Origin of the sequence: Shewanella atlantica, assembly GCF_003966265.1 — a bacterium.
Lineage (GTDB): Bacteria > Pseudomonadota > Gammaproteobacteria > Enterobacterales > Shewanellaceae > Shewanella > Shewanella atlantica.
In genome coordinates, this window is record NZ_RXNV01000006.1 from 77,989 (window position 1) to 103,482 (window position 25,494).

General features: G+C 49.6%; 19 protein-coding genes. 2 read left to right on the forward strand and 17 right to left on the reverse strand.

Annotated elements, in window-relative coordinates:
• Nucleotides 1–224 precede the first annotated feature (224 nt).
• The 6 genes from arsJ to pmbA form a co-directional block, all read right to left on the reverse strand.
• Nucleotides 225–1,502, reverse strand: coding sequence for an organoarsenical effux MFS transporter ArsJ (gene arsJ / locus EKG39_RS14210; RefSeq protein WP_126506413.1), 1,278 nt, complete (start codon nucleotides 1,500–1,502; stop codon nucleotides 225–227).
• 140 nt (nucleotides 1,503–1,642) lie between these two features.
• Nucleotides 1,643–2,653: an ArsJ-associated glyceraldehyde-3-phosphate dehydrogenase gene (locus EKG39_RS14215; protein WP_126506414.1), complete on the reverse strand. Its 1,011-nt coding sequence runs from the start codon at nucleotides 2,651–2,653 to the stop codon at nucleotides 1,643–1,645.
• A 98-nt stretch (nucleotides 2,654–2,751) separates the two neighbouring features.
• A complete protein-coding gene (gene arsB, locus EKG39_RS14220) occupies nucleotides 2,752–3,798 on the reverse strand; it encodes an ACR3 family arsenite efflux transporter (RefSeq protein ID WP_126506415.1) in 1,047 nt (348 codons plus the stop codon).
• Between the two features lie 202 nt (nucleotides 3,799–4,000).
• On the reverse strand, nucleotides 4,001–4,345 hold the full coding sequence (locus EKG39_RS14225; RefSeq protein ID WP_126506416.1) for a metalloregulator ArsR/SmtB family transcription factor: 345 nt from the start codon (nucleotides 4,343–4,345) through the stop codon (nucleotides 4,001–4,003).
• Nucleotides 4,346–4,611: 266 nt separating this feature from the next.
• Entirely contained in the window at nucleotides 4,612–5,112 is a 501-nt protein-coding gene (locus EKG39_RS14230; protein WP_126506417.1) for a type II secretion system protein, read from the reverse strand.
• Nucleotides 5,113–5,267: 155 nt separating this feature from the next.
• Nucleotides 5,268–6,608, reverse strand: coding sequence for a metalloprotease PmbA (gene pmbA / locus EKG39_RS14235; protein WP_126506418.1), 1,341 nt, complete (start codon nucleotides 6,606–6,608; stop codon nucleotides 5,268–5,270).
• A 231-nt stretch (nucleotides 6,609–6,839) separates the two neighbouring features.
• On the opposite strand from pmbA, the gene yjgA reads away from it, so the two are divergent.
• Entirely contained in the window at nucleotides 6,840–7,379 is a 540-nt protein-coding gene (gene yjgA / locus EKG39_RS14240) for a ribosome biogenesis factor YjgA (RefSeq protein ID WP_126506419.1), read from the forward strand.
• Nucleotides 7,380–7,464: 85 nt separating this feature from the next.
• The gene (locus EKG39_RS14245; protein WP_126506420.1) at nucleotides 7,465–10,077 is read left to right on the forward strand and encodes an Ig-like domain-containing protein; all 2,613 of its coding nucleotides are present in this window, start codon (nucleotides 7,465–7,467) and stop codon (nucleotides 10,075–10,077) included.
• A gap of 225 nt (nucleotides 10,078–10,302) precedes the next feature.
• Here the strand turns inward: EKG39_RS14245 and EKG39_RS14250 are convergent, their stop codons facing one another.
• The 11 genes from EKG39_RS14250 to mreC all read right to left on the reverse strand — a co-directional run bounded on the left by EKG39_RS14250 (nucleotide 10,303) and on the right by mreC (nucleotide 25,396).
• Complete coding sequence (locus EKG39_RS14250; RefSeq protein ID WP_126506421.1) at nucleotides 10,303–11,454, reverse strand: ABC transporter permease; 1,152 nt, start codon at nucleotides 11,452–11,454, stop codon at nucleotides 10,303–10,305.
• On the reverse strand, nucleotides 11,451–12,614 hold the full coding sequence (locus EKG39_RS14255) for an ABC transporter permease (protein WP_126506422.1): 1,164 nt from the start codon (nucleotides 12,612–12,614) through the stop codon (nucleotides 11,451–11,453). The genes EKG39_RS14250 and EKG39_RS14255 overlap by 4 nt, the downstream gene beginning before the upstream one ends.
• Nucleotides 12,615–12,632: 18 nt before the next feature.
• Nucleotides 12,633–13,604: an HlyD family secretion protein gene (locus tag EKG39_RS14260; RefSeq protein ID WP_126506423.1), complete on the reverse strand. Its 972-nt coding sequence runs from the start codon at nucleotides 13,602–13,604 to the stop codon at nucleotides 12,633–12,635.
• A complete protein-coding gene (locus EKG39_RS14265) occupies nucleotides 13,594–15,015 on the reverse strand; it encodes a TolC family protein (RefSeq protein WP_126506424.1) in 1,422 nt (473 codons plus the stop codon). The genes EKG39_RS14260 and EKG39_RS14265 overlap by 11 nt, the downstream gene beginning before the upstream one ends.
• A 135-nt stretch (nucleotides 15,016–15,150) precedes the next feature.
• The gene (gene tldD / locus EKG39_RS14270) at nucleotides 15,151–16,599 is read right to left on the reverse strand and encodes a metalloprotease TldD (protein ID WP_126506425.1); all 1,449 of its coding nucleotides are present in this window, start codon (nucleotides 16,597–16,599) and stop codon (nucleotides 15,151–15,153) included.
• Between the two features lie 81 nt (nucleotides 16,600–16,680).
• Nucleotides 16,681–17,526, reverse strand: coding sequence for a carbon-nitrogen hydrolase family protein (locus EKG39_RS14275; RefSeq protein WP_126506426.1), 846 nt, complete (start codon nucleotides 17,524–17,526; stop codon nucleotides 16,681–16,683).
• Nucleotides 17,450–21,796, reverse strand: coding sequence for a YhdP family protein (locus EKG39_RS14280; RefSeq protein ID WP_126506427.1), 4,347 nt, complete (start codon nucleotides 21,794–21,796; stop codon nucleotides 17,450–17,452). Before EKG39_RS14280 ends, EKG39_RS14275 begins: the two co-directional genes overlap by 77 nt.
• Nucleotides 21,796–23,304: a ribonuclease G gene (gene rng, locus EKG39_RS14285; RefSeq protein WP_185817613.1), complete on the reverse strand. Its 1,509-nt coding sequence runs from the start codon at nucleotides 23,302–23,304 to the stop codon at nucleotides 21,796–21,798. Before rng ends, EKG39_RS14280 begins: the two co-directional genes overlap by 1 nt.
• A gap of 103 nt (nucleotides 23,305–23,407) precedes the next feature.
• The gene (locus tag EKG39_RS14290; protein ID WP_126506429.1) at nucleotides 23,408–24,004 is read right to left on the reverse strand and encodes a Maf family protein; all 597 of its coding nucleotides are present in this window, start codon (nucleotides 24,002–24,004) and stop codon (nucleotides 23,408–23,410) included.
• Nucleotide 24,005: 1 nt separating this feature from the next.
• Nucleotides 24,006–24,494, reverse strand: coding sequence for a rod shape-determining protein MreD (mreD, locus tag EKG39_RS14295; protein ID WP_126506430.1), 489 nt, complete (start codon nucleotides 24,492–24,494; stop codon nucleotides 24,006–24,008).
• Nucleotides 24,491–25,396 carry a rod shape-determining protein MreC gene (mreC, locus tag EKG39_RS14300; RefSeq protein ID WP_126506431.1) on the reverse strand — a complete coding sequence of 302 codons (906 nt, stop codon included), beginning with the start codon at nucleotides 25,394–25,396 and terminating at the stop codon, nucleotides 24,491–24,493. Before mreC ends, mreD begins: the two co-directional genes overlap by 4 nt.
• Nucleotides 25,397–25,494 lie beyond the last annotated feature (98 nt).

Consider the following 25,494-nt stretch of genomic DNA (forward strand, 5'->3'; position numbering starts at 1 on the left):
ATCGAAGAGAGAAACTTTTTGTAAGTCATCCGGTGGAAGTGAGATCGAGGACTTCGATTTCAGGGATGAAATCGCAGAGCGCCCAAGGATGGGTTTACAGCGTACCGAGAGATTACTTACACATAAGCACGCTGCAAGCGATAGATCCCCATGAAGGTTCGACCTTCAACAAACCTGCCAGACGCAAAAACAAAAAACGCTACCGGCCTTCATTCCAAGGCCGCCTACCTCTTTGGTAAGTAGACGCTAATCGCCACAGTCATGGCTAAGAAAACCGATGAGATCCACAAACAGGCCTCCAGCCCCGCGACCTGATAGACCCAGCCTGACAATATGGTGCCCAACAAACGACCCATGGCGTTGGCCATATAATAGAATCCCACATCGAGGGACACGCCATCGTCGCTGGCATAGCTGACAATCAGGTAACTGTGTAGGGAGGAGTTAATTGCAAACACGCCGCCGAAGAGCAGTAAACCTGATATGAGGACTAACTGAGGCGAGCTAGAGGCACTCATAAAGAGCGCGATCACTGCCGGGATCGCAGTTAATAAGCTCGCCCAGAGCAGCGCCGAACGACCATCGGGCACCTTAGAGTGATCATTCTGAAGGCCTCCTATATTACGCTGACGGCTTCCAATATTACGCTGACGGCTCCCGGTAATTCGCGGGGCCAGCGTCTGGATCCCGCCATAGGCGATCACCCACAGCGCCAGGAAGCCACCTACATAGTAGTGATCCCAGCCAAATTGACTGGCCAGATAGACCGGCAGAGCCACCACGAACCAGACATCTCTGGCCGCAAACAGAAACAGTCTTGCGGCGGATAAGATGTTGATGCTGCGACTCTTGGAGAAAATTTCACTGAACTTAGGTTTGATCTTGGCTTTACCCAGGTCTTTCTTAAGCTTCACTATGCTAAAGAGCCAGACCAGGACGAGTACTGCGGCCATTATCCCAATGGCTCCGGTGAAACCGAATAAGGATAGCAATGCACCACCTAAGAAGAAGCCTGCCCCCTTGAGGGCATTCTTAGAACCGGTGAGGCGTGCCACCCATATATAGAGTTTCTCCTGCTCACCATTTCCGTACTGACCAGAAGTGACCAGCAACTTAATCGAGCTCTTGGCACTCATCTTATTGAGATCTTTAGCTATACCGGACAGACCCTGTGCGGCCATGACCCAGGCTATGGTCAGCATAGAAGTGGGCACGAGCAGCATGGCCAGGGCGAGCACTTGCATACCAAGCCCCAGGTTCATGGTGCGATTCAGCCCTAGGCACGCCCCCAGATAGCCACCGACTAAGTTAGTGACGACACCGAAGATCTCATAGAAGAGAAACAACATGGCTATCGCCAGCGGCGAGTAACCGAGCTGATGAAAGTGCAATACCACCAGCATACGCAGCGCACCATCGGTGAGGGTAAACACCCAGTAGTTACCGGTCACGATCAAGTATTGTCTGACCTGCTCCGGCAATGCCTTAATACTGGCTAACATAACTCTCCTGAGTTCGAGGGGGTAGTTTCGAGGTTCGAGCAAAAAATTAAGCCTGTAAAGCTACAATCGAAAAGCCGCTATCGTAGCTTTCTTCGCCCTGTCTTGAGCTTAAGGCTTATTACTTACGACTTAAAACTCGTTCAACCTTTATCTGAGAGCCCGACCATGCGTGCGAGTTCCGCCGTGCGATTTGCATAGCCCCACTCGTTGTCATACCAGACATAGAGCTTCACCTGAGTGCCGTTAACCACCATGGTCGACGGCGCGTCTATGATGCTGGATCTTGGGTCGGTCTTATAATCCACTGAAACCAATGGTCGCTCCTCATAGCCCAGAATACCTTTCAACTCCCCCTCGGCGGCCTGTTTAAGCAGGGCGTTTATCTCCTCTTCTGTAGTGGCATGCTCCAGCTCGAATACACAGTCGGTTATCGACGCATTTGCCAGCGGTACACGCACCGCGTGGCCATTAAGCTTACCCTTAAGCGCGGGGAAGATATGGGTGATGGCGGTTGCCGATCCGGTAGTGGTTGGAATAAGGCTCAGGCCACATGCCCTTGCACGGCGCAGATCTTTATGGGGGGCATCGAGAATCGTCTGAGTATTGGTGATGTCATGGATAGTAGTCATGGACCCATGCTTGATACCAATCGTTTCATGTATCACTTTTACCACAGGTGCCAGACAGTTAGTGGTACAGGAAGCAGCCGTCACAATTGGATGAATAGCCTTATCATAGAGATGATGATTTACCCCCATGACCACATTCAACACTCCCTCCTCCTTGACCGGAGCCGTCACCACCACCCGCTTCACGCCCTGATCTAAATAGGCCTGCAGTAGTGCCTTAGTTTTCATGACACCCGAGGCTTCGATAACCAGATCGCAGCCGGACCAGTCGGTGTCGCCAATATGCGAATCTTGAGTCGTGGCGATGCGTTTATCACCGATAAGTATTTCGCTCTCTTCACCTGTAGCCTCATGGTGCCAGCGACCATGAATCGAGTCGAATGTCAGCAGGTGCGCCAGTGTCGCTGCATCACCTGCGGGGTCATTGATCTGCACAAACTCAACATCATCCCAATCCCAGGCGGCGCGAAGCGCTAAGCGTCCCATGCGGCCGAAACCATTGATACCTATCTTGATACTCATATTAAACCCTTAAATGTTATCTTCTCGCGTTCAGAGTGTGACGTGCTCTCCGCTGCCGGACTCTTCTCAACCTGGCTAGCCAATCTATGACACCCTGCTTATGAAACCGCAGTATGTTCAGCTGTGTCATCTTCAAATTGTGCTCTATGACGATTGACAAATGCCACCAGTGACAGCATCACGGGTACCTCTACCAATACCCCGACAACAGTTGCCAATGCCGCCCCTGAGTGTAGTCCAAACAGTGAGATGGCGACCGCCACCGCAAGCTCGAAAAAGTTAGAGGTCGCAATCATACAAGCCGGAGCCGCCACCTTATGGGACAACTTAAGTTTTTTAGCCGCGTAGTAGGCGATAAAAAATATGCCGTAGGTCTGGATAAGCAGAGGAATGGCAATCAGCAGAATGTTTTGTGGCTCATTGAGGATAGTCTCGGCCTGAAAGCCAAACAGCAGGACAACCGTCGCCAGCAGGCCTACAATCGACCAGGGCTTCAGGTTACCCACAAAGCGGGCAAGGGACTCGGGGTCACCATCGGACTCCAGCTTCCTGCGGGTCAATACCCCGGCAACTAACGGCAGAACCACATAGAGAAATACCGACGAGAGCAGAGTCTCCCAAGGCACTTGAATATCACTGACCCCAAGCAAAAAGGCACAGATAGGGGCGAAGGCAACCACCATGATAAGGTCATTAACAGATACCTGCACCAAGGTATAGTTGGGATCGCCCTTCGTTAGCTGACTCCAGACAAACACCATGGCGGTACAGGGGGCAACACCGAGTAAGATCATACCGGCGATATATTCGGTCGCCGTTTGTGGGTCAACCCACTCGACAAACAATACCTTAAAGAACAGCCAACCCAGCAGCGCCATGGTAAATGGTTTAATTAACCAGTTAACCACCAGCGTCAGTACCAAGCCTTTAGGGCTTTTTCTCACATCTTTGACGGCCGCGAAGTCTATCTGCACCATCATAGGGTAGATCATCACCCAGATAAGCACGGCAATGACTAAATTTACGTGCGCGTATTCAACCGCGGCAACGAGGGCAAACACATCCGGCATCAGGTTACCTAAGATCACCCCAAGGACAATTGCCAGTCCAACCCATACACTCAGATAACGCTCAAACAGTCCCATAATTTCTATCTCTCTTAATCTTGTATCTCATCTCGCGACACTAATGTCAGCAGGCTCTTACTTAAAGCTTACGGCTTACGGCTTAGGGCTTAAGGCTAATAGCTATCTGCTTCTTGAGGCTTCGCGGCTAAAGCCGCTCCTACACCTAGTGGACCTAAGCCGTAGCTTTTAGCTTTGAGCTTTTAGCTCGTGGCTCGCAACTCTAACTGCAACTCTTAACACGCTCGGGTCTGTCACCCATCTTATTTAAGCGGGACAGCTCCTCCTCGATCAAGGCTCGATTAGCCGAGCAGGTTTCGTCGATAACCCGATTGATCCATGTCGGGAGTGTCGGGTTCAAACGATAAAAGACCCACTGGCCCTGACGCCTGTCAGTAAGCAGGCCAAATTTTCTTAGTTGAGCCAGATGCCTGGAAACTTTTGGCTGGCTCTCTTCCAACGCCTGCATTAACTCACAGACGCAGAGCTCCTGCTCAGCCTGGATAAGGAGCAGACTGCGTAATCGGGTTTCATCACTCAGGGCTTTAAATAGATCTAATGCGGTCATATGTACTCTCAAAAAGCTACTCTCAAAAAACTACTCTAAAAAACTAATGTGAAAAAATTAATGTCAGAAAACTGATGTCAGAAAATGCGTCTTAAAAATAAAAGACAACAATATGTGGATAAGCATATATACGATTATCCATATATTCAAGGGTGTTTTTTAATTTTCTGATAAGAATTTTAAAGGTGGTGGTATAACCGTATGTTAATCAAGGGGGCCTCTGTAGCTGGGGCAATGATCATTTGGAAAAATAACTAAAAAGAAAACTAGCAGCCGCTCGTCTCTATGGTTAACTGATATTCCCCACCAACTTCTATCGCCTGTTGATACCTTACCCAACAATTCTGATTGTCGTTGGAGTAGCCCCGGGGCATAAAATAGAGGCCGATGTTGCTGCCACTAGTGCGATTTCGCCAGATCCAATCATATTCGTCGGGATCGACAAACCCGGCTTCACCAAACTCAGCTTCGAGCAATTTTGACCAGGTTGAGCTAAATTCGGCTTTAGGGTAACCATAGACGCTTTTTACTGTCACATTACCCAGATCGACATCGACTTCACTGTTTTGCTCTAATCCTTGTATCAATGCCTTGGAATGGAGCAGAAGCACTTCGGAGGCCACAGCAGCTTTCATTCCCTGTACTGTCGAGATACGCGCGTCATTTTGTAAATTAATAAACTTAGGCGCCGCTGTCACAGCAAGTATGCCCAGGATGATGATAACCACCACGAGCTCTATAAGAGTAAAACCTGAAGACCTGTTCATATGAACTCCTTACCGATATCCTATAAAAGATCATCCCGGTACTCTGCTCTCACAAACAAGACTCTCCTCTATAGAAGAGTCGATATTAAACAACGTGTCGGGAACCAGCTTTAAATCGAATTCAGCCGATCTCCCGGACAGTTATTTTCGGTCAGTTAATTACCCGCGATTTTCATATCGCTGAGTAAAATACCACCGGTACGTATCGATGAACGCAGATCGCGATCTTTACTCACCGCAACAATATTTTGGTACATATCTTTCAGGTTACCCGCTATGGTGATCTCCTCAACAGGATATAGAATCACACCGTTTTCAACGTAAAAACCTGCAGCGCCGCGAGAATAATCACCTGTAACCGCATTAACGCCTTGACCCATCACCTCAGTCACAATTAGGCCGGTTCCCATCTCTTTGACCAGCTCATCGAACGTCTGGCCCGTATGCGACAGCGTCCAGTTGTAGATACCGCCGGCATGACCGGTATTTTTCAGCCCCAGTTTACGGGCCGAATAGCTGGTTAGCAGGTAGGTCGATAAAATACCGCTATCGATAATATGCCTCTCTTGAGTCGCGACGCCTTCACTGTCGTAATTTGCGCTGGCTAACGCCCCTTTCAAATGAGGTTGCTCTTCGATACTGAACCAGTCAGGGAACAACTTAGTATCGATAGAGTCGAGCAGGAAGCTCGACTTTCTGTATAAACTGCTACCACTGATCGCACCGACCAGATGACTGATTAGGCCCGTCGCAATTTCCGGTGCCAACAACACAGGCAACTCTGTCGTGGCAATTTTTCTGCTACCCAAACGACTCAGGGTCTTCTCGGAGGCTTTTCTGCCTACCTCTTCAGGCGACAACAGATCTCCAAACTTTCTCGCGATCGTGTAATCATAATCACGTTGCATATTGCCATCGGTTTCACCAATAACCACACAGCTCAGGCTGTAGCGAGAGCTTGAGTAGCCATGAAGGAAACCATGACTATTACCATAAACCTTCAGGCCGGTGTGAGCATTGGCACTGGCACCGTCTGAATTAGTGATCCGGCTATCGACACTCAAGGCCGCCTCTTCAGAACGCGCCGCCAAATCGGTCAGCTCATCGGCAGATATATCCTGGGGATGGAATAGATCCAGATCCGGAAACTCGGTCGCCATTAGCTCTGCTTCGGCTAAACCATTATAGGGATCGGACGAGGTAAATTTGGCAATATCATCGGCGGCTTTTACCGCTTGCTTAATAGCATCCGGACTCAGATCTGAAGTGGATGAACTTCCCTTACAACCATCACGGAACAGGGTAATACCTAGCGCACCATCTTTGTTAAACTCAACCGTTTCGACTTCCTTCAGCCGAGTAGAAACCGATAAGCCTTGTTGTTTACTTATGGCAACTTCAGCAGCCGTTGTCCCCAGTTCTTTTGCATAATCAAGGGCCATAGATACGGCGTCTTTTAATGAATTCAATTCAATGTCAGTGCTAGGTGTAGTCACAAATCTGCTCTTTTGTTATCTGGAATACCTTAAGCATAACAAACCCAATTCCCAATCACATTAAATAACTGCCGAAGCCCGCTCTGTGCCGGTTAATTAGAGTAAGTGAAGCGGATGCCGATGATATAGGACCAGGATACCTAAGCTCATCACAGTATCTGATAGGAAGAGATAGGCGATTTTCTCCTGAAATGTTATTATTAACTCAGTTTATGTAAGAGATTTTTTTAAATGAAAATAGTCGGTGATTCAGAACACTTTAAACAGCCCTTTGACCATGATGAAGAATATGTCAGCAGAGCTGAAACAAAACGTGAAATAGCGATTTACCAAGAACTTGGTACCAAGCTGGTTGCATTGAGTAAAAGTCAAATTGTTAAGTTAGATTTGGATGAACTTTTATTTGATAATGTAATGAAAACAAAGACGATTAAAATCAATACTGAAGCCTATCGTCGTCAGTTACAGTTTATTGGCAAGATCATGCGCAATGTCGATATTGAAGCATTACAGCTCGATATTAAGAATGTGCTGAATCAAAACAGTAACGAAAGCGCGAAGCTTAATGTTGCCGAGAAACTGAAAGAGCAACTGCTCACTGAGGGCGATACTGCCGTTCAAAACCTGCTCGAGAAGCACCCTCAATTAGAGAGACAGAAGTTACGTCAACTTATCCGTCAGTCAAAGAAAGAGCTGGATAAGAAACCCGACGAGGCTTCAAAATCTTCAATCGAGCTGGTCAAATACTTACGAAGTGAGATATCTGAATAACCTGCTGACTCAGTAAAGTTAATCAATATTAAAAACTCTAACTGTATTTCGTTTATGCCCTTTTTGCGTCACAAGGATGTTGCTTATGCGACTGATAAAAACTGCTTTTGCCCTCCCTTTATCCCTGTTGCTTCTATCTTCGCTGGGGGGCTGTAATGGCTCTTCCGATGATAGCGGTGGAGAGAATACCGGCGAGTACGCCCTCTCACTGAGCTATAAAACGGTTGTCGACGGCAAATGCGCCGAAGCGACCAACGAGTTGAGTTTTGCCAATAACGCCAGTATCTGTGCTGTGGCTAAGCTAACTCAGGGAGGCAGTAACAGTAATGGTGGTTTAATCAGTTTCAGTGCAAGTCTGGGCGAGCTGACGCCAGCAACTAAGCTGACTAACAGTTCAGGGATTGCCGAAGTCATATTGGGTAATGCTCAGGCCTCACTAGGCGCCGGAACGCTGACCGCACAATTCGATACCAAGTCGGCAGATAATAATATCCTTGCTGTTACTCGTAACTATGAGTTTATCGACAGTGGCATTCCGGATGAAGATACCCCTAAGATCAGCGCCAGCATCATTAACGGTGCAGCTACTGTCACTCAGTTTAAGGTCGACGAAACAGTACAGCTTCAGGCACAGTTCTTAGACAGCTCAAGCCAGGGCATCGCTCAGCAGATTGTCACCTTTAGCGCGGGAAGCACCACACTCAATCCGAACACGGCGCTCACTAACGAGCAGGGCATTGCACAGGTCAGTTACACTCCATCGGAGGGTGAACTAGGTGCAGCCAGCCTGAACGTCTCTTTGAGCTATAAAGATCAAGGCTATCAGGTAAGCAGTCTGTATGAAGTGCTCCCAGCCAATGCGATTGGTGATGACGGCGTCCTTAAACTGGGACACTTTGATGCTAACAATAATTTCATTGAAGATGAGCTGGGCACTACGCTTACTCTGGTCGATGGTAAATATCGTATCAGCGCGGGTGGTAGTTTCGGCATTACGGCAACCTTAGTCAGCATGGCCGACGACGGCAGCATTAGCCGGGTACAGACCCCCTCATCGATAAGCTTTAGCTCCGATTGTGTTACCAGCAATAACGCTAGCCTGGATACCCCGGTCACGACACTATCGGGTAGCGCCAGTTCAACTTTCCAGGATACCAGCTGTAGCGGTAACAGCGAACGTGACGATCAGATAATTGCGACGACTCAGGCGGGTAATCAGACCCTGACTGCTAACCTGCCATTCACCCTGGAGCGTCAAACGCTGGCCAGCTTGAGCTTCGTATCGGCAGAGCCTAAAAATATCCGTATCAAGGGCGCAGGCGGCACCGGCAGCACAGAATCCTCTCTGGTAACCTTTAAGGTCACAAGCTCTAACGGCCAGCCTGCAGCGCAGCAGGCCGTTAAATTTACTCTCGACACTGTCGTCGGTGGATTAAGCTTCTCAAACGGCGCGGCCATCACCGAGAGCCTGACGAACTCACAGGGTGTGGCTAGTATTCGCGTTCTGGCCGGCACCATGCCGACCCCGGTACGTGTCCTTGCCTCGGCTACCGATAGTGACACAGGTGATACCATCACCAGCCAGTCTGAGCAGCTAACCGTCAACACCGGCCTGCCGCAACAGCTGGGCTTCAGTATATCGACCAGCATGTTTAACCCGGAAGCCGGTGATTTTAACGGTGAGAAGGTTACCCTTACCGCTTTCGCTTCTGATAGCTTCGGTAACCCGGCACCCGATGACACCACCATCAACTTTACCAGCGAAGGTGGCCAGATAGTTCCCAGCTGTTTAACCGTTAACGGCAGCTGTAGCGTCGAGTGGACATCGGCGAACCCAAGGGTTCCGGATCATCGCATCACAGTGCTGGCTTATGCGCTGGGACATGAGACCTTCTTCGATACTAACGGCAACAACATCTTCGATGATAAAGATGGTTCTGTTATTCAGAATGCTTGTCTTGCGAGTGATGGCTCTCCGGTCACATGCTCGGGCAATGGGATGGATATAGAGACTTACCATTCTAATGGCTTTAGCGACTTAGGCGATGCCTTCCGTGACGATGATGAAAGCTTTAAGCATTCTGAAGGTGAAAAATATTTCAATACTGAAAACAGTAATAAATACGAAGAGGGAGATGAAATGTTTAACGGCCCTCAATGCGAAGGTCTGCAGTGCGGTACAGAACAAGCTAATAAGACCTATATCCGTAAGGCGTTGGTTATGACCATGTCAGGCTCTACTGCTAACTTCATCATCTTACAGAGTGGAACCGTTGTTTATAATCCGGCTAAGGGCATAAATTCACTGGGTGAATTGGAGATCGCAAATGGAGGCTCCGCCTCTTTGAGTATCAGATTCTTCGATAGTGCCTATCAGATCATGCCAGCTAATACTTCGTTGGATGTTGAAAGTACTGAAGGTGAGTTAATATTTAACCCGTTTACGGTTCCTAATACTACTTATGGTTGCCAGATCAAAGGGGCATCCCAGTTAGACCTAAATGGTAAAGCTATTCCATTATGTGATATCTCATTAGGTAAAGAGGATGGAGTTTATGGTAGCTCAACTGGCTTTAGCCTCATCAATAATATTGAAGCGGGTGAGCCGGATAAAAGTGCCTTTATTACCATAGATGTCAAAACACCAAAAGGAATTGAGTCAGGCATGAGCTTCAATATCTTGCTAAAAGGCTCCTGATAAAACCCTCAACCTATTTCAGTACAAAACATGCCGATCAAAAAAGCCCACTCAGATAGTTAATCTGAGTGAGCTTTCTTGTGTCTAGAACGATCGGATTAATGACTTTTACTTACGGCTTATCACTATCCGCTTCTCGAAGCTTCGCGGCTAAAGCCGCTCCTACACCTCGCGGCTGGTAGCTCGTAGCTTAAAACTTACAACTTACAACTTACAACTGACGACTTAAAACTTCTCGCAGTTCGGCTCTCGCTTCAAGCGCTTATTAACCCCATAGAGGGCTAACATGAAGAAGAGTGCGAACAAGCCCCACAGATGAAGCCATAGAGGCATGATGCTGGCCCATGAAGCGCCCATCTGGTTGAGCTGTAGCATACCGATAATCGCCGGTACAGCCGGGATGATGGTGGAGATCCAGATCAGAGGGTCGGGGATCAACTCCAGCGGCCACACAAATCCGGAAACGAAGAGGATCGGCATAGAGATCAACAGCAGTACCTGAGTCGGCAGATCCCGTCTGGTGAACAGGCAGCTAAACGCTATACCGGTAACGGCTGTCGATAGCAAAAATGGCAGCAGGAATAGCGCCACCTGCCCCAAAGTGGCCTGTACGCTGACCCCGTACCAGTAATAGCAATGCCCCACATACAGACTGGTAAACAGGGTGTAGATGAGGAAGAAGACACTGATACGTCCGCTAATCAGCATCAGGGGTGAAACCCTGCGCCAGTAGCCCTGGTTTTGCCACTGGCCTGCCCCCAAGATGCCGGTACCTATCAAGAGCGTTTGATGGAGCACCAGAAGCAGTACGCCAGGCACCACATAGGGAGTGTATCCCAGACTCGGATTGAAGGCGGGCACACTGTTAAGCTTCACCGCATTCAGGCTTCGCTCAGCGGCCTTGGCATTCTCTCCATGGGCCAGCAGACTCACAAGCTGCACATATTTACCCGCATCCAGCCCCACAGAAACCAAGCCTTCTACCACGGCGGAATAGATCAAAAAGTAGTTGGCATCGCCGCCGTAGCTTAAAGTCGCCCCTCGCCCCAACATCAGATCTTTCCTGAATCCATGGGGGATCACCAGTAAGCCATTGGCTCTGCCGGACTCTATCCAGCTTTGAGCCGTTTCGATAGTGTTAACCTGGCCGGTCACGGTAATTTTGGGGCTGGCATCGGCGTGTCTTATCAAACGGCGGCTCAGAGACGAACCATCATGATCGATGACCACTAACATCTGCTCGGTCGGCACCTGGTTCAGATAGGGCAGAGGATAGAGCACGGAATAAAACAGGACACCACCAAACAGGGTAATAGCGATCGCCTTATCCGTGACGATTGCACGTAGATCTGCCAATAAAAATTGCCAAAAAGTCATTTGACGGCCTCCGGGGACAGAGATTGTTCTGCCATGTGTGCACGCTTGACTCTGGTAGCCAGAAAGACAATCACGGGGATCAGAAACAGGAATCCCCAATAGTTAATCAATTGATCGGCTAGGGTATCCCAACCCTGCCCATAACTGACCACGCCGACATGGGTGTCGATGTAGTGGCTCGATGGCATCAACTTACGCCACAGCTGAGCCAGCACGGGCATATCCAGGGTAGGAAAAGTGATCCCCATAAAAGGAAATGCCGGTGCAAAGAGTGCGGTGCAAAAACTGACCACCCTGGCACAATCCTGTAGCAGGAAGAAGATCACCAGAACCAGCAACCAGACGGCCAGTAACATGGCGACCTGAGCCACCAGCAACAGTCCGAAATCTCCCGCCAGAGGAAGGTTCAGGAACTGATATAAGATGGCGAGAATGAAGCGCCCCTGCAGTACGATCAAGGGGGTATAGACAAGCATCTTGGCAAACAGCACACGCCTCGTTCCCAGGCAGAACCATTCACTCATGGTATTGAGCCGTAACTCACGATTGAGGCTATTGGCAAACACCAACATGGCGAGCAGCTGTCCCAGCGCAAGCAGAACAGGCGGTACCAAAAAGCCGATATAGTTGCTGTTGGAGTTATACAGTGCGGTCGTCTGGCTGGTCACCGGGCGAAGATTGATCTTCGCCTGAGCCTTAGGCACGCCAAGCGCCAGCTGTTTCTTATTCGCCACATGCAGCAGTCCATCGGACAGGCTGAGCTGGATCTGGCTCGAAAGCAACTTGCCCACCAAGAGGAATTGACTGTTATAGCGTATCTCAACCGTCGGGCTATGCCCCGTAAGCAGATCCCGCTTCAAACGGTGCGGCAGCACCACCAACGCATACACTTCACCTTGAGTCATCGCTCGTTTTGCGCTGGCGATATCCTGATAACCGATTGTCTCAGCCGCCGGGTTAGCCTGAATACGCCTTGCTAACATGCGGCTCAACTGACTCTGGTCGTGATCGACAATCGCCACCGGCAGTTGTCTGGGCATACCCGCACTGAACAGCCACCATAAAGAGATGATGCCCAGAATAGGGATATAGGTAACGAGTGCAAACTGCCAGGGATCATTCCACAGGGCCTTCAGTTCACGCCGTATCAGACTTTTCATTGAAGTCGGCACGTGAACTTATTGCGCCATTAAGGCTGTCATGCCAACTCTGAGATCGGGAATGGTCTTCACCGGGCGAAGCTCCATCTCGAAGGTACGCATATCGAAGTCATGGCCGCTCTCGGTGGCACGCCAGGTAGCGAACTCTCCCATCACGCTGATATGAGTGATTGAAAACTCATACTCTCCCCCCAGGGCCGGAATAAAGATGAGATGCTTCTGGCCCATCTTGAAATCTTTGAGCTGATCTTCACGAACCTGAAACACAGCCCAGGAATCGTCCATATCGATGACACTCACCACAGGAAATCCGCTTGGGGCAAGTTCACCGGGCTGCAGCAGTACTTCGCTAATTTCACCTGACTTGGGTGCGCGCATCTGACTATCGGCTAAGATTGCACTCACCTCATTCACCGCGCCTTCCGCCATGCGGGCGTTACCTGCGGCGGCCGCCTTTGTCTCTTCACGGGCTCCTTCGCTTGCCATCTCATACATTGCCAGAGCGGCTTGCTCGGTATACTTGGAGGCTTGCCATTGAGTGAACGCTTCATCGCGCTTCTGTCTTGCAAGCACACCTTCGACAAACAGTACTTCGACTCTATCGTAAGTGGTCTTGGCCAATGTGGCCGCCGCTTTCGCCTTCAGCCACTGCTCTTTCGACGCCATCACCTGCTGCTTGCGTGCACCGGTATCGGCTTCCAGCTGCATCGCCTGTGCCGCGTCTCTGCCACCTTCCGCCTGCATCAACTTTGCACTCAGCTCGGGGCTGTCGATGGCAAATAACAGATCGCCGGCTTCAACTTTATCGCCGCGACGCACTAACACCTGCTCTACCCGACCCGGTACTTTCGAAGAGATATTGTATTCTCTCGCCTCAACCTGTCCCTGTATGCGCTCATCCTGAGGTGTATAGGCCAGCTTTAAGCCATAAGCTAAAGCTCCAACCAGGCCGATAATTGCCACAACCCCAATAATACGATTAGCCTGCATTGTTACTCTCCTGCATCGCGATATTAGTATGCTTACTAACGCTACGACCTAAAAATTCTTCTAATTGACCGCTGATGGCCATGAGTCTGGCATACGCCTGAATATAACGATATTTAGCACCTAGCTGCTGTGTTTCTACCGCAGTAAGCTTTAATTCTGCATCGACCTTATCGATGGAGGTCGAAAGCCCCTGACGAAAAGCCAGGTCTCTCAGACGCTTGTTCTCTTGTGCCAGACTAAGGGAGGTCTCCAGTGACAATACCTCTTCCTGTGCCTGTAACAGCTGACGGTAACTTTGATCCAGTAGCAGGCTCAGATCTTGCCGGGTCTGCGCCTTGGTATATCTGGCCTGAAGCAAGGCACTCTTAGCCGCCTGTACTTTGCCACTGCGTCCGTCTCGACTCAGTAGCGGCACTTTAACTCCAACGCCGAGCATCCAGTCGGGTTCCATCTTAGAAAACAGGCTATCATCTTCATACAGGGTGTAATTGCCATAGAGGAATACCGTAGGGTGATACTTACCTTTTTCCAGATCGATCAATCCATTGGCCTGCTCCTCTTTCGCTTCGAGCAGTTTCAGCGCAGGGTGTTGAACCATAGTAAGCTGACTAAGGTGCGGCAGAGAGGGGGCGTCGGCGAGCATAAACAACCTGGATGTCGTATCAACTTCACGCTCATGCAGCATACGGGATAGGGCTATGACTGCCATCTCCGCCTGACGTTGAGCGCTGGTAAAGTTCACCTTGGCGTTTTCCAGTGCTACTTGCGCATTGAGTCGTTCGACTTTCGCTATCTGTCCCTGCTCTTCGAGTTTCTGTGCATGGCTGGCATGCTCTTCCAGAGAAGAAACCAATTCACCACGGGTCTGAGCTAGTGACTGAGTCACCGCAACGCCATAGTAGCGATCCACCAGTTGAATAAAGAGATCCCGGGTAGAGAGCTGTAACTGCTGCTCTTTTTCTATCACATGTGCGGCATGTATTCCCTGAGCCGCTGAGATCTTGCCTCCCGTATAGATGGGCCACATGGCCTGGAGACTGGAGCGGAAGATATCCTGTTCGGTAAATGGGGTAACGAACATAGAGCTTGGAATACCGGCGAGTGCACCACCGATAGACGGCGGCAGTGTACTGGGATCCATAGAGGCAAGAGGGTTAAGATCGTTAAGGTCTAACTCGATCGGCTTTTCGAGTCGGGTATAACTACCGTTGAGACTAATTGAGGGAAGGTAAAGATCTTTTCCGGCTTCATGCTCGGCCTCGGCGCGATTAACTTCCTGAGCACCGGCCTGCAACTTATCGCTCACCGTCAACAGCTGTTGCCAAGCTTGAGAGAACCCCATCTCTTTCGCCCCAGCCGTGAAAGGCCCTAGTGCCGCCAGCGACAATAAGGCTATATGTGAAAACTTCATCCCCTTTCCTCTACACTCGACCTAGAGTGTTTACTCTAAATTCCTTGGCGAATGTTAACATTTTTTAAGCAGCAAGAGTAGGAGCCAGCTCTTAAAAGCTAAAGCCGGGCACCTACTTTCAGCTCATGGATAAGATTAAGCGGTTCCGCCGACCGTCAAGCTGTCTAGCTTCAATGAAGGCTGACCCACACCGACCGGCACGCTCTGGCCATCTTTACCACAGACGCCAACACCTTGATCTAATGCGAGATCGTTACCTACCATAGAGATCTGTCCCATGGCCTCGGGGCCGTTACCTATCAAGGTTGCTCCCTTAATCGCCTGAGTCACTTCACCATCTTCAATCAGGTAAGCTTCAGAGGCCGAGAAGACAAACTTGCCCGAGGTGATATCCACCTGACCACCACCGAAGTTAGGCGCATAGATCCCATTTTTTACCGACTTGATAATCTCTTGAGGATCACTGTCACCCGCTTCCATATAGGTGTTAGTCATTCTGGGCATAGGTAAGTGCGCATAGGATTCACGGCGGCCGTTACCTGTAGTTGACTCGCCCATCAAGCGGGCATTGAGCTTGTCTTGCATATAGCCCTTTAAGATCCCATCTTCAATCAGGACTGTCTTCTGGGTTGCAACGCCTTCATCATCGATGCTAAGAGAGCCGCGACGGTTTGGTATGGTGCCGTCATCGACGACTGTGACTAATTCTGAGGCGACCTGCTGACCGACAAGCCCGCTAAATGCACTGCTCCCCTTACGGTTAAAGTCACCCTCCAGTCCGTGACCGACGGCTTCATGAAGCAAGACTCCCGGCCATCCGGCGCCGAGTACAACCGGCAACTGTCCGGCAGGAGCATCGATGGCATTGAGGTTAACCGATGCCTGACGAACCGCTTCGCGAGCAAAGGAGAAGCAAGCAGGTAAGCCCGCATCATCGTTGTTCATCAAGACTTCATAACCATGACGTCCACCACCGCCGCTGGCACCACGCTCACGTTTACCCTCATCTTCTAAGATCACGCTACAGTTGAATCGAACCAGAGGACGAATATCGGCGGCAAGCGTACCATCGCTGGCTGCGACTAAGATCTCTTCATGCACTCCCGAGAGGCTGACTACCACTTGAATGATACGGCTATCGAGACTGCGAATATAAGCATCGGCCTGCTTCAGAAGCTCAATCTTCTTCATCTCTTCCATCGCCGCAATCGGATCTGCACTCTGATAGAGGGCTTTCACCTCTTGTTGCTTCCAGGCCTGTACCGATTCGCTCTTTCCTGCGACGGCAATGCTACGCGCAGCTTCGGCAGAGGCTTTGAGCGCCGCAGGTGTGATCTCATCGGCATAGGCAAATCCGGTTTTCTCACCGGTAATAGCACGCACGCCGACGCCACGTTCTATGTGGAAACTGCCCTCTTTTACTATGCCATCTTCTAATACCCAAGACTCATGGCGGCTTCCCTGAAAGTAGAGGTCGGAAAAATCGACATTGTGCTGATGAATCGAATTGAGGTAGCCCTGCAGATCATTCAGTGACTGTCCATCTTGCAGTAAGCTTGCTTCTACTTGAGTTAAAAATGGCATTAATAGTTCTCTCTTCTTGCTCTGTTGAGCTTAATCACGCTTAATCTTTATAAGAAGATCTCAGAAACAGTCCCCAAGATCTTATTTAATTTGTTGTAATTGAGGCGATGAAAAACGGTTATGCTGCTGTACCGGCATCTGGCTTCTAATTTGTGTAAGTTCACTTTTATCCAGTGACGCCTGAACCCAGCCACAACCAGTCATTTTCTCCGCCTTAATCCGTCCCCAGGGATCGACAATCATACTCTGCCCCCAGGTTTCCCGGCTCCCCTGATTATGCTGGCCCCATTGAGCGGCTGCCAAAACAAAGCATTGTGTCTCGATCGCTCTGGCCTGAATCAAAGGCTGCCAATGTGCGGCGCCCGTCACCTTAGTAAACGCGGCAGGCAAGGCAATGATCTCGGCTCCCGCCAGTCTCATCGCCCTAAACAGATCCGGAAAACGCAGATCGTAACATATCGCTAACCCTAACTTACCAAAGGGGGTGTCGATTACACTAATTTTCTCACCTGGGCAGAAGGCATCACTCTCACGATACTCCTTTGTACCATCGGAAACATCGACATCGAACAGATGCAGCTTATCGTACTCACCTAAGACTTTACCTGCACAGTCAAACAGATAAGTACGACTATAAACCCGTTTATCATCCGCAAGCACCGGGATAGTACCGGCAACAAGGTAAACATTAAATTTTCGAGCAAGATCTGACATCGCTGTTTTCAGCGGGTTTTCTTCAGAGCAAGAATTAAGCGCGTACTCACCTTGCTGGCTCTCAGGTCCACCGAACAGTAAGCAGCACTCGGGTAACACCACGAGTTGTTCCTCCCCCGGAGTTCGGGGCAGAAGACTAAGCTGCGACTCGATATACTGTAGATTTTCCGATATGTCGCGACTGCTTTGGCACTGTAACAGGCTGATCTGCATCTATTGTTTCCTTTGGTGTACGGAGCTTATCTTCAGAGCCTTCATTGCTGGCAGGAGGATAAGCGTCCTTTGTCTCCTTAAAGTCTGGCATCTCAATCACTTTTGGTGCAAGAATTTCAACTCCGGATTCGGTAATTGTTGCAGGAGCAGAAGACTCAGCCGCCGATTGTTTGTTCTGTTTCGGGCCACTATCCACCAGTGGCTCCATAGCTGCCTTCTGAACACCGGACTCAGCAGTATCGGCTCCCTGACTCTCTTGCCCTTGTTTTTCAGCAGGTTGTTTATTATCAGGCTGTTTATCAACAGGCAGGTCCTCTGTTGCGCGAGGCAGTGCAGACTCAGGGATCTCTATCTCTTTACTCTTGCGCTCCAGCTCTTCGAGTTTAGGCTCTGACATGGTTCCGGTTAGTCTGAACCTTAGCTCAGTGATCACTTCAATGACAGGCTCGAGTACTTTAGTCAGGGCAAAAGCCCCCAGGCCTAGCGTCCAACCACCCGTGGTGAGCAACACAACCGTAGGCACGCTTGAGGCAAGTTGAGGCACGAAGCGAATATCGTAATTCAGACTCTCGGTAACTAAGTCAGTGTAACCCCTGACCTTCATATTTCCGGCAACGGCATCCATCTCGGTATCACGGGTTTTAATGACTCCGTTATCTATCTCCAGAGTACCGGTAAACGAGTTAAAGTAGAGGCCTTTACCGAATACATCGGAGAAATCGAGAGATAACTTTCTCAGCAGTGAATCCAGACTAAACAGCGAGAAGATTCTGGCTCCTTTATCACTGACTTCAGACAGGTGTCCTTTACCCAGTTCAAAGTTTATCTTGCCATTGAGCGACTCGAGTGAGAACGCATAGGGGGCTCCCTGCCAGGAGATATTAGCGTCGATCTCAACCGGCGCATCTTTTAAGCCCGGATCCATATCGAGAATGGATGATAATGCATCAAATTTTGTCGCGTCTAACTTCACGTCAAACTCGGTGATATTTTCGCCTTCACCGTTCTTCCATGCCCCTTTTCCGCTCAGCTTCACCTCAGGCGTGGTCAAAGAGAGAGTTTGGATCTGATAGTGCCCCTCTTTGGGCGTCCCTTGCAGTACCAAGTGGCCTAAAGGCTTTCCATATAGACGAAAATCATCGACATCTAATGCCAGTGGCGGCAGGTTATTCAGTACAGTACCGGGCTTAAAATCAGCCTTAGCTTCATCTTTCACTTCAGGCGCAATATGAAACTTTTTAGCAACCATCTTCAAGCCCTGAGTCGACCAGTCAGGATAGAAATCTATCCTGCCATCAAACTCGTTCGACTGAGCCTCGAAACGCCATAAATGCTCGACAGGCTTAGCGGTCATGGTCAATTCAGATAGAGTTTGTCCCATTAAATTCAGATCGGCAATCTCAGCATCGATGCTGATAAGAGGAGGAAAAAAGCCTCTGGTTTGCTCTTCCTGAAGTGATGCATTCGATTCGCTACCAGTCTCAATCTCAGCCTCGGTTTCAATTTCTGGCACAGATTTAGTTTCAGACTCGGGCACAACCGGAGCAACGCTGGACTCTGAAGTTTCAGAGGAGATAAAGTTTGTGATAACGGGTAACCAGGGGGAGAATTCAGTTTGAGCAATATCCAACTGCAGATGCCCCTGGTCTCTCTTTAGTTGATCGCCCGGTTTAAATAGCCGTCCCAGAAGAAGATCGAAATGATCTAATTGATCACCCGACTCGAGATCGAACCCTCCCCAGAACTCCATCTGATTGCCCAGCTTGATCCCCAGAGAGGACTGTTTATTGTCGCCTATCAGTTCGGCTGATAGCCTGCGATTCTCATCGATGGCTTTAGCAAACGGTGGGGGAAGCGTCAGCTCGGTGCCAAGCAGATCACTATTCACCTGCGCCTGAATGCGATAGCCGGTCTGATCAAAAATAAGCGTCATGGCCCCATCCCAGCTCACCTCACCGGAATAGAAGTCCATTAAGGGGTTATCAAGCTCGGCCGGGAGTTCAGCAAGCTGCCAAACGCCCTTCAGGTCCAGGTTCAAGCCGTAATTGTCACGCACCTTCTCTGTGTCAAAGCTCAGGGATATCGGTTGTTGGTATAACAGCGCGGAGATATCTTTGCCCTTTACCACCTCATTAACGAAGCTAACCTGCCCTGTCACTCCGTCGAGCTGTACCCCTGGTTCGGTGATATATACCGGCGTGTTGTCGAAGTTCACTAAGCCACGGATCTGCTCCTCCTCGCCATCATAGAGAGGAATGGACAGATCCAGAGTGGCGGTAACATCGCCCTGCACCTGAACCACTTCCAATGTAGAGCCGACAGACTCTGCCAGAGGGGAGGCTTGAATAACCTCTGTTGCGGCAACACCTTGGGTTGCCAGCTCGGCATCGATCTCCAGCAAAGAGCGGGCGCCCAATTCAGGAATACTGATCCCGGCACCATCGACGACAACATCTAAGAGATCGCCTCTATCAATAGTGAGAACCATGCGGGCGTTTTCAAACAGAGCGGACAGCTCCAGAGAGGTTACCGCCGGCCAATCGGGCTGGAACTTAAACTCAGCTTCGCTCAGGGTGAAGGCTGCCTGAAAGATCCCGGAATGATCCTTGTATGGATATTGATTCAATGGACCATGCCATACCACTCTGGCATCTTGGGTATTACCCGCAACAAGCCCGGCCTCAAGGTAATCGACTAACCCGGCATCCATACCATGTAGCGGAAAGTAATTGCCCACATCGGCGACATCTTTGATCTTCACATCCGCTAGAAGTGCAAGATGAGTGTCACCTGCAAAGCCCATTTTCAGGGAAGCGTCTAAGCCAATATCTTCATTGCTGAATTGAAGGTGAGGAAGGGTTAGCTCACTATATTTAGTATTAAACTTAGCATCGAAAGCGGTGCCACTTAGCACTATAGGTTCTTTGAATGCCGTACCGAAATCTAAGGTATAGGTTTGCTCAGGGGCGCTGAAATAGAGTGAATCGCCATTCCAGGCAAGCTGGAGAGTTAATGGTTTACTGCCCGGTATGCTCTCAAATCTTTGCCATTGTAGCTGATTAATATCCAGCGAGGCTTGAGGCTGCAGATCACCATCCAGAGAGAATCTAATATCATCCAGATAGCCCAGGGGGTTTACTGACTGCCAGGTTTTCAGAACAGATAGGTCGACCGTCGGCACCAAAGGCAGAAGAGGTAACAGGGTACTGGTGTCTAATCGATTCAGATAGGCATATAGCTGCTCATCTCGTTTTTCTGCAACAAAGTTTAGCTCAGGCCAGGGGTGTTCATTGGTCTCAAATTCGAGTGCTCTGCTACTTAGCTGCCAACCTCTATCGGTAGGGAGCCACTCAAACTGCCCCCCTTTAATTTCAAAATGTTGCACTTCATTACTTAACTGCCACTCGAGCCAGCTGGGCTCAAACTGGACGAGTCCGGATTCGATCGAGCGATTCCCCAGGCTCAACCAGGCCTGCAGGTTCACTACACCTTCGAGAGGCAATTTACTTTTTTTGTCATAGGGGTTCGTTTGTCTGGAGGCCCATTCACCGAGATCCAAAGAGCTAGCCGCGAGATAAACCTGCCCTTTAAGGCTATCGGGCCGGAAACCATTGCCATCGATCTCAAGTGAGAGAGAGAGCTGCTCAACCTCGGAAGCTTTCTCATCCAGGTAGACCTTGCCCTTGCCCTGATGTTTGCCGCCCATGTTTTGCCATCTCAGATCCTTGATATAGATAGGGCTGAAATCATGACTCTTGCTGAGTAGCTGTAATCTGGCTTCTGTTATCGAAAAGTGTTCTAACTGCTCCAGCAGGAGTCGATATAACCAATCGGTATCGGTATAGGTTTCTGTCGCCGCAGATGAGGGATCAGCCTGATTGAGTTTATCGATATCGAGCCCAACCTGGACACCTTCGAAAATAACATTCTCAATCTGAGGGCTGGTCGTCATCAAACTCTCCCAGAAGTCGAGCTTGACATGGACATCACGAATTATCAGGGTAAACGGCAAGCGTTCCTGAGGGGGAAGTACTAAGTCTTTCACCTTCAGGGCAGGACCAAAGGCCTGCCACTCGGCATTTAGCTCTCCGACATCGACCTGAACCTGGTACTGTTCTTCAATATATTTGACCAGCTCCTGTCTGACCTCAGCAAGCTGGGGCAGGAGCCCCCGAAAGAGACTCACAGCCAAGGCAAACAGCACCAATATGATCGCTAGTATTTGCCAGCAGAAACGGCTGAACTTACGGGGACAGAATTGACGAGACACTACATTATTACCACATCAAACTTGTTTTGCGCATACATAGGTTCATTTTGGAAACGAACACGTTTTCCTATATACACCCCCAACTCTGCGACCAGATGCCCCTCCTCACCCGTCAGGCTGTTAAAGACGCCAGGCGAGCAATAGACTAAGAATTCATCGGCATCGTAGCTACGATCTAATCGAATGATCTCTCTGAATATTTCATAAGAGACAGTTTCAACGGTTTTCAAACTGCCGGTGCCATAGCAGGCAGGGCACTCTCCGCATAACACGTGCTCTAAACTCTCTCGAGTTCGTTTACGGGTCATCTCCACCAAACCAAGACCGGAGAAACCACTGATATTGGTTTTAACCCTGTCGGCAGACAAGGCAAGCTCCAAACTAGCAAGGACACGCTTCTGATGCTCAGTTTTCAGCATATCGATGAAGTCGATAATGATGATACCACCCAGGTTACGCAATCTGAGTTGACGCGCGATAGCATGTGTCGCTTCGAGGTTGGTATTGAAGATGGTCTCTTCGAGATTTCTGTGACCAACGAAAGCACCGGTATTGATGTCTACAGTGGTCATCGCTTCGGTTTGATCTATGATGAGATAACCACCGGATTTCAGCTCAACTTTACGGCCTAGGGCCCGTTGTACTTCATTCTCAACATCATAAAGATCGAAGATTGGCACCGGACCATTGTAGTGCTCAATCTTATCGGCAATCTCAGGCATAAACTCTTCAGAGAATGCGTGTAACTCTTCGAATGTCTGGCTCGAATCTACCTGGATCTGATCTAATTCGGTACCAACAAAATCACGCACGATACGAACCGGCAGGGCCAGATCCTGATAAAGCAGCGACACGCCTCTGCGTTTACGGCGCTCACTCACCCGCCCCCAAACGCGGCGAAGAAAAGCGGCATCCTGAACCAGCTCCTGCTCGCCGGCACTTTCTGCGGCAGTACGAATAATAAATCCGCCGTCCTCATCGACAAAAGGTTCAGTCAATCCCTTGAGACGTGAACGAACCTCTTCTGATTCGATTCGCTGAGACACACCTACATGGCTTGAGCCGGGCATAAAGACCAGGTAGCGGGAGGGGAGCGTAATATCGGTTGTCAGGCGGGCTCCTTTGGTACCCAGAGGGTCTTTCACCACCTGGACCATAATATCTTGCCCTTGACGAACTAACTCATTGATATCTCGGACGACAAAATTGCCCTTTTCAACATCGGCAACACATTCGGTATGGGGAACTATATCTGATGCATGCAAAAATGCTGCCTTATCCAGGCCAATATCGACAAACGCTGCCTGCATACCCGGCAGTACCCGACTGACCTTGCCCTTATAGATATTGCCGACCAAACCGCGTTTCATCCGTCTTTCGATATGGACTTCCTGCAGCACGCCATGCTCTACCAAAGCGACACGAGCCTCGGTCGGCGTCACATTGATCAATAGTTCAGAACCAATCTTTCGCTGTACTCTGTTTCTGACGTTGCGACTCATATTCATACTCACTTTAAATTGGGTTCTAAACTACGGACTTCGAGCTACAGAACAGTTCTCTCTACTCGCCACTTTCTTCGCAGTTTCTTTAGCTCGCAGCTGCCGTTAACTAAATAATCTTCATCTCTTTGAGCAACTCACGGGTCTCTACCATAGGTAAGCCCACTACGGCTGAATAGCTGCCCTCTATGCGCTCCACAAAGCTGCCACCTAATGCCTGGATCCCATAGGCTCCGGCCTTATCCATAGGCTCGCCAGTGGCAATATAGGCCAGGATATCTTGCTCATCGAGCTTACAAAACTGGACTTTGGTCTCGACCAGACGCGTTATTGTCGTCTTACCATCGGTTAAGGCCACCGCCGTCATCACGCTGTGAAACTGTCCCGACAACTCGGTTAACATCTTCAAGGCATCGGCTTCATCGACGGGCTTACCCAGTATCTGCTCACCTAACACCACTATAGTATCAGAACCTAGTACCACAGGAGTTTTCAGATTATCACATAGAGCTAAACCAGCCTCGGCTTTCTCTACCGCCAGGCGAGAAACAAACACTTGCGGTGATTCACCCGCCTGATGGGTTTCGTCGATATCGGCAGAGAGCGTATCGAAGCTGAACCCGGGCTTTGAAAAACCGAGTTGTGCCAGTAACTCTTTACGACGCGGGGAGCCAGAGGCTAATAGTAATCGAGCTGAAACAGTCATTTTATCTCACCTTATATAAACGTCTGATACGACGTAAGATCCAAAATACCCAGGGCCAGATAATAAGGCTGGAAATGGCGGGCAAAAAGAGACTCACATCGAATGTGGCGGTTCCGACCACAAATTGAACCCAAAAGATGACCAGATGATGTAAACAGATCAAACTGGAGATCATCAGTGCCTGCTGCCACATGGGGAAGTTACGTAAACGCTGAAAATGCAACACCACCACATAGACGACTAAGGAGATCGATAAAGCTCGGATCCCCAGATGGGCCCCCAACATGATGTCGAGCAGCACCCCTAAGATCCAGGCTGATAAAATATTATATCTATGGGGCAGTGCCATCGCCCAATAGATGATGACCAGCAATAACCAGTCGGGACGCCACGGCTCAACAAGATCCGGCAGTGGCATGATTTGGAATAACATGGCGACCAGAAAGCTCAGCCATACCACCCAGCGACCATTGGCAATATGCATACTCATTGGCTCACCTCAGAGGTTTCAGACTTAGATTCTGGGGTATTTTCACTGCTTGAATCTGTGTTCAAACTCTTTTCCTGCTCATCGGGTAGGGTTCCATCGGGCCAGATCAGCAAGAGATAGCGAATCCTATCGAGCGCGGCTAACGGTTGAGCTGTCACATTGGCATAGCTTTGTCCGTCATCTTTAACCACACTCATTACACGGGCCACGGGATATCCTTCCGGAAAACGATTACCCAGTCCAGATGAGACTAAGAGATCACCAACCCTGATATCTGTACTCTTAGAGACATAACTCAGTTCGAGCTCATCGAGTACACCTGTGCCTTTCACAACCAGGCGTACGTCATTACGCGTGACTCTTACGGGGATGCCGTGAGTAACATCGGAGATCAGCAGTACCCGACTGGTTAACTCATTAACCTCCACCACCTGTCCCACCACACCTTGGGCGTCAACAACGGGTTGACCAACGAACACGCCGCTCATGGCACCATGATTGAGCACAACATATTGATGATAGGGATCACTGGCAACTTCCATCACCTCGGCGACGACCTTCTTCGAATCCATATGTACGGGAGAACCCAGCAGAGCACGTAATCGATCATTTTCCTGTCTGAGGTGCTCGAAACGCTGCAGTCGCTCGCTCATCAGAAGCTGCTGCCTCAGTAGTTCTTTGTTCTGCTTTGCCAACATATTTCGCGTCGCGAGACTCTCGGCCGACCAATCCAGGAGTGCACCGGGAACGTTAGCCACATATTGAAGAGGACTCAGAACTGATGAAACGGATTTACGAACGGGGTCGAGACGGTTGTTAGCCACGATGAGGATCACCGACAAAATAATTGCCAGTGTCAGTCTGAATTGGTTAGAAATACCACGTGCAAAAATGGGCTTCATAAAAAACTATAAAATGGTTTCGAAATGCTAATCAGCATTAAAAGGGGTCATAAAACAATATCAGGTCTTCACAACCTGCAACGATAATGAGGAACAGA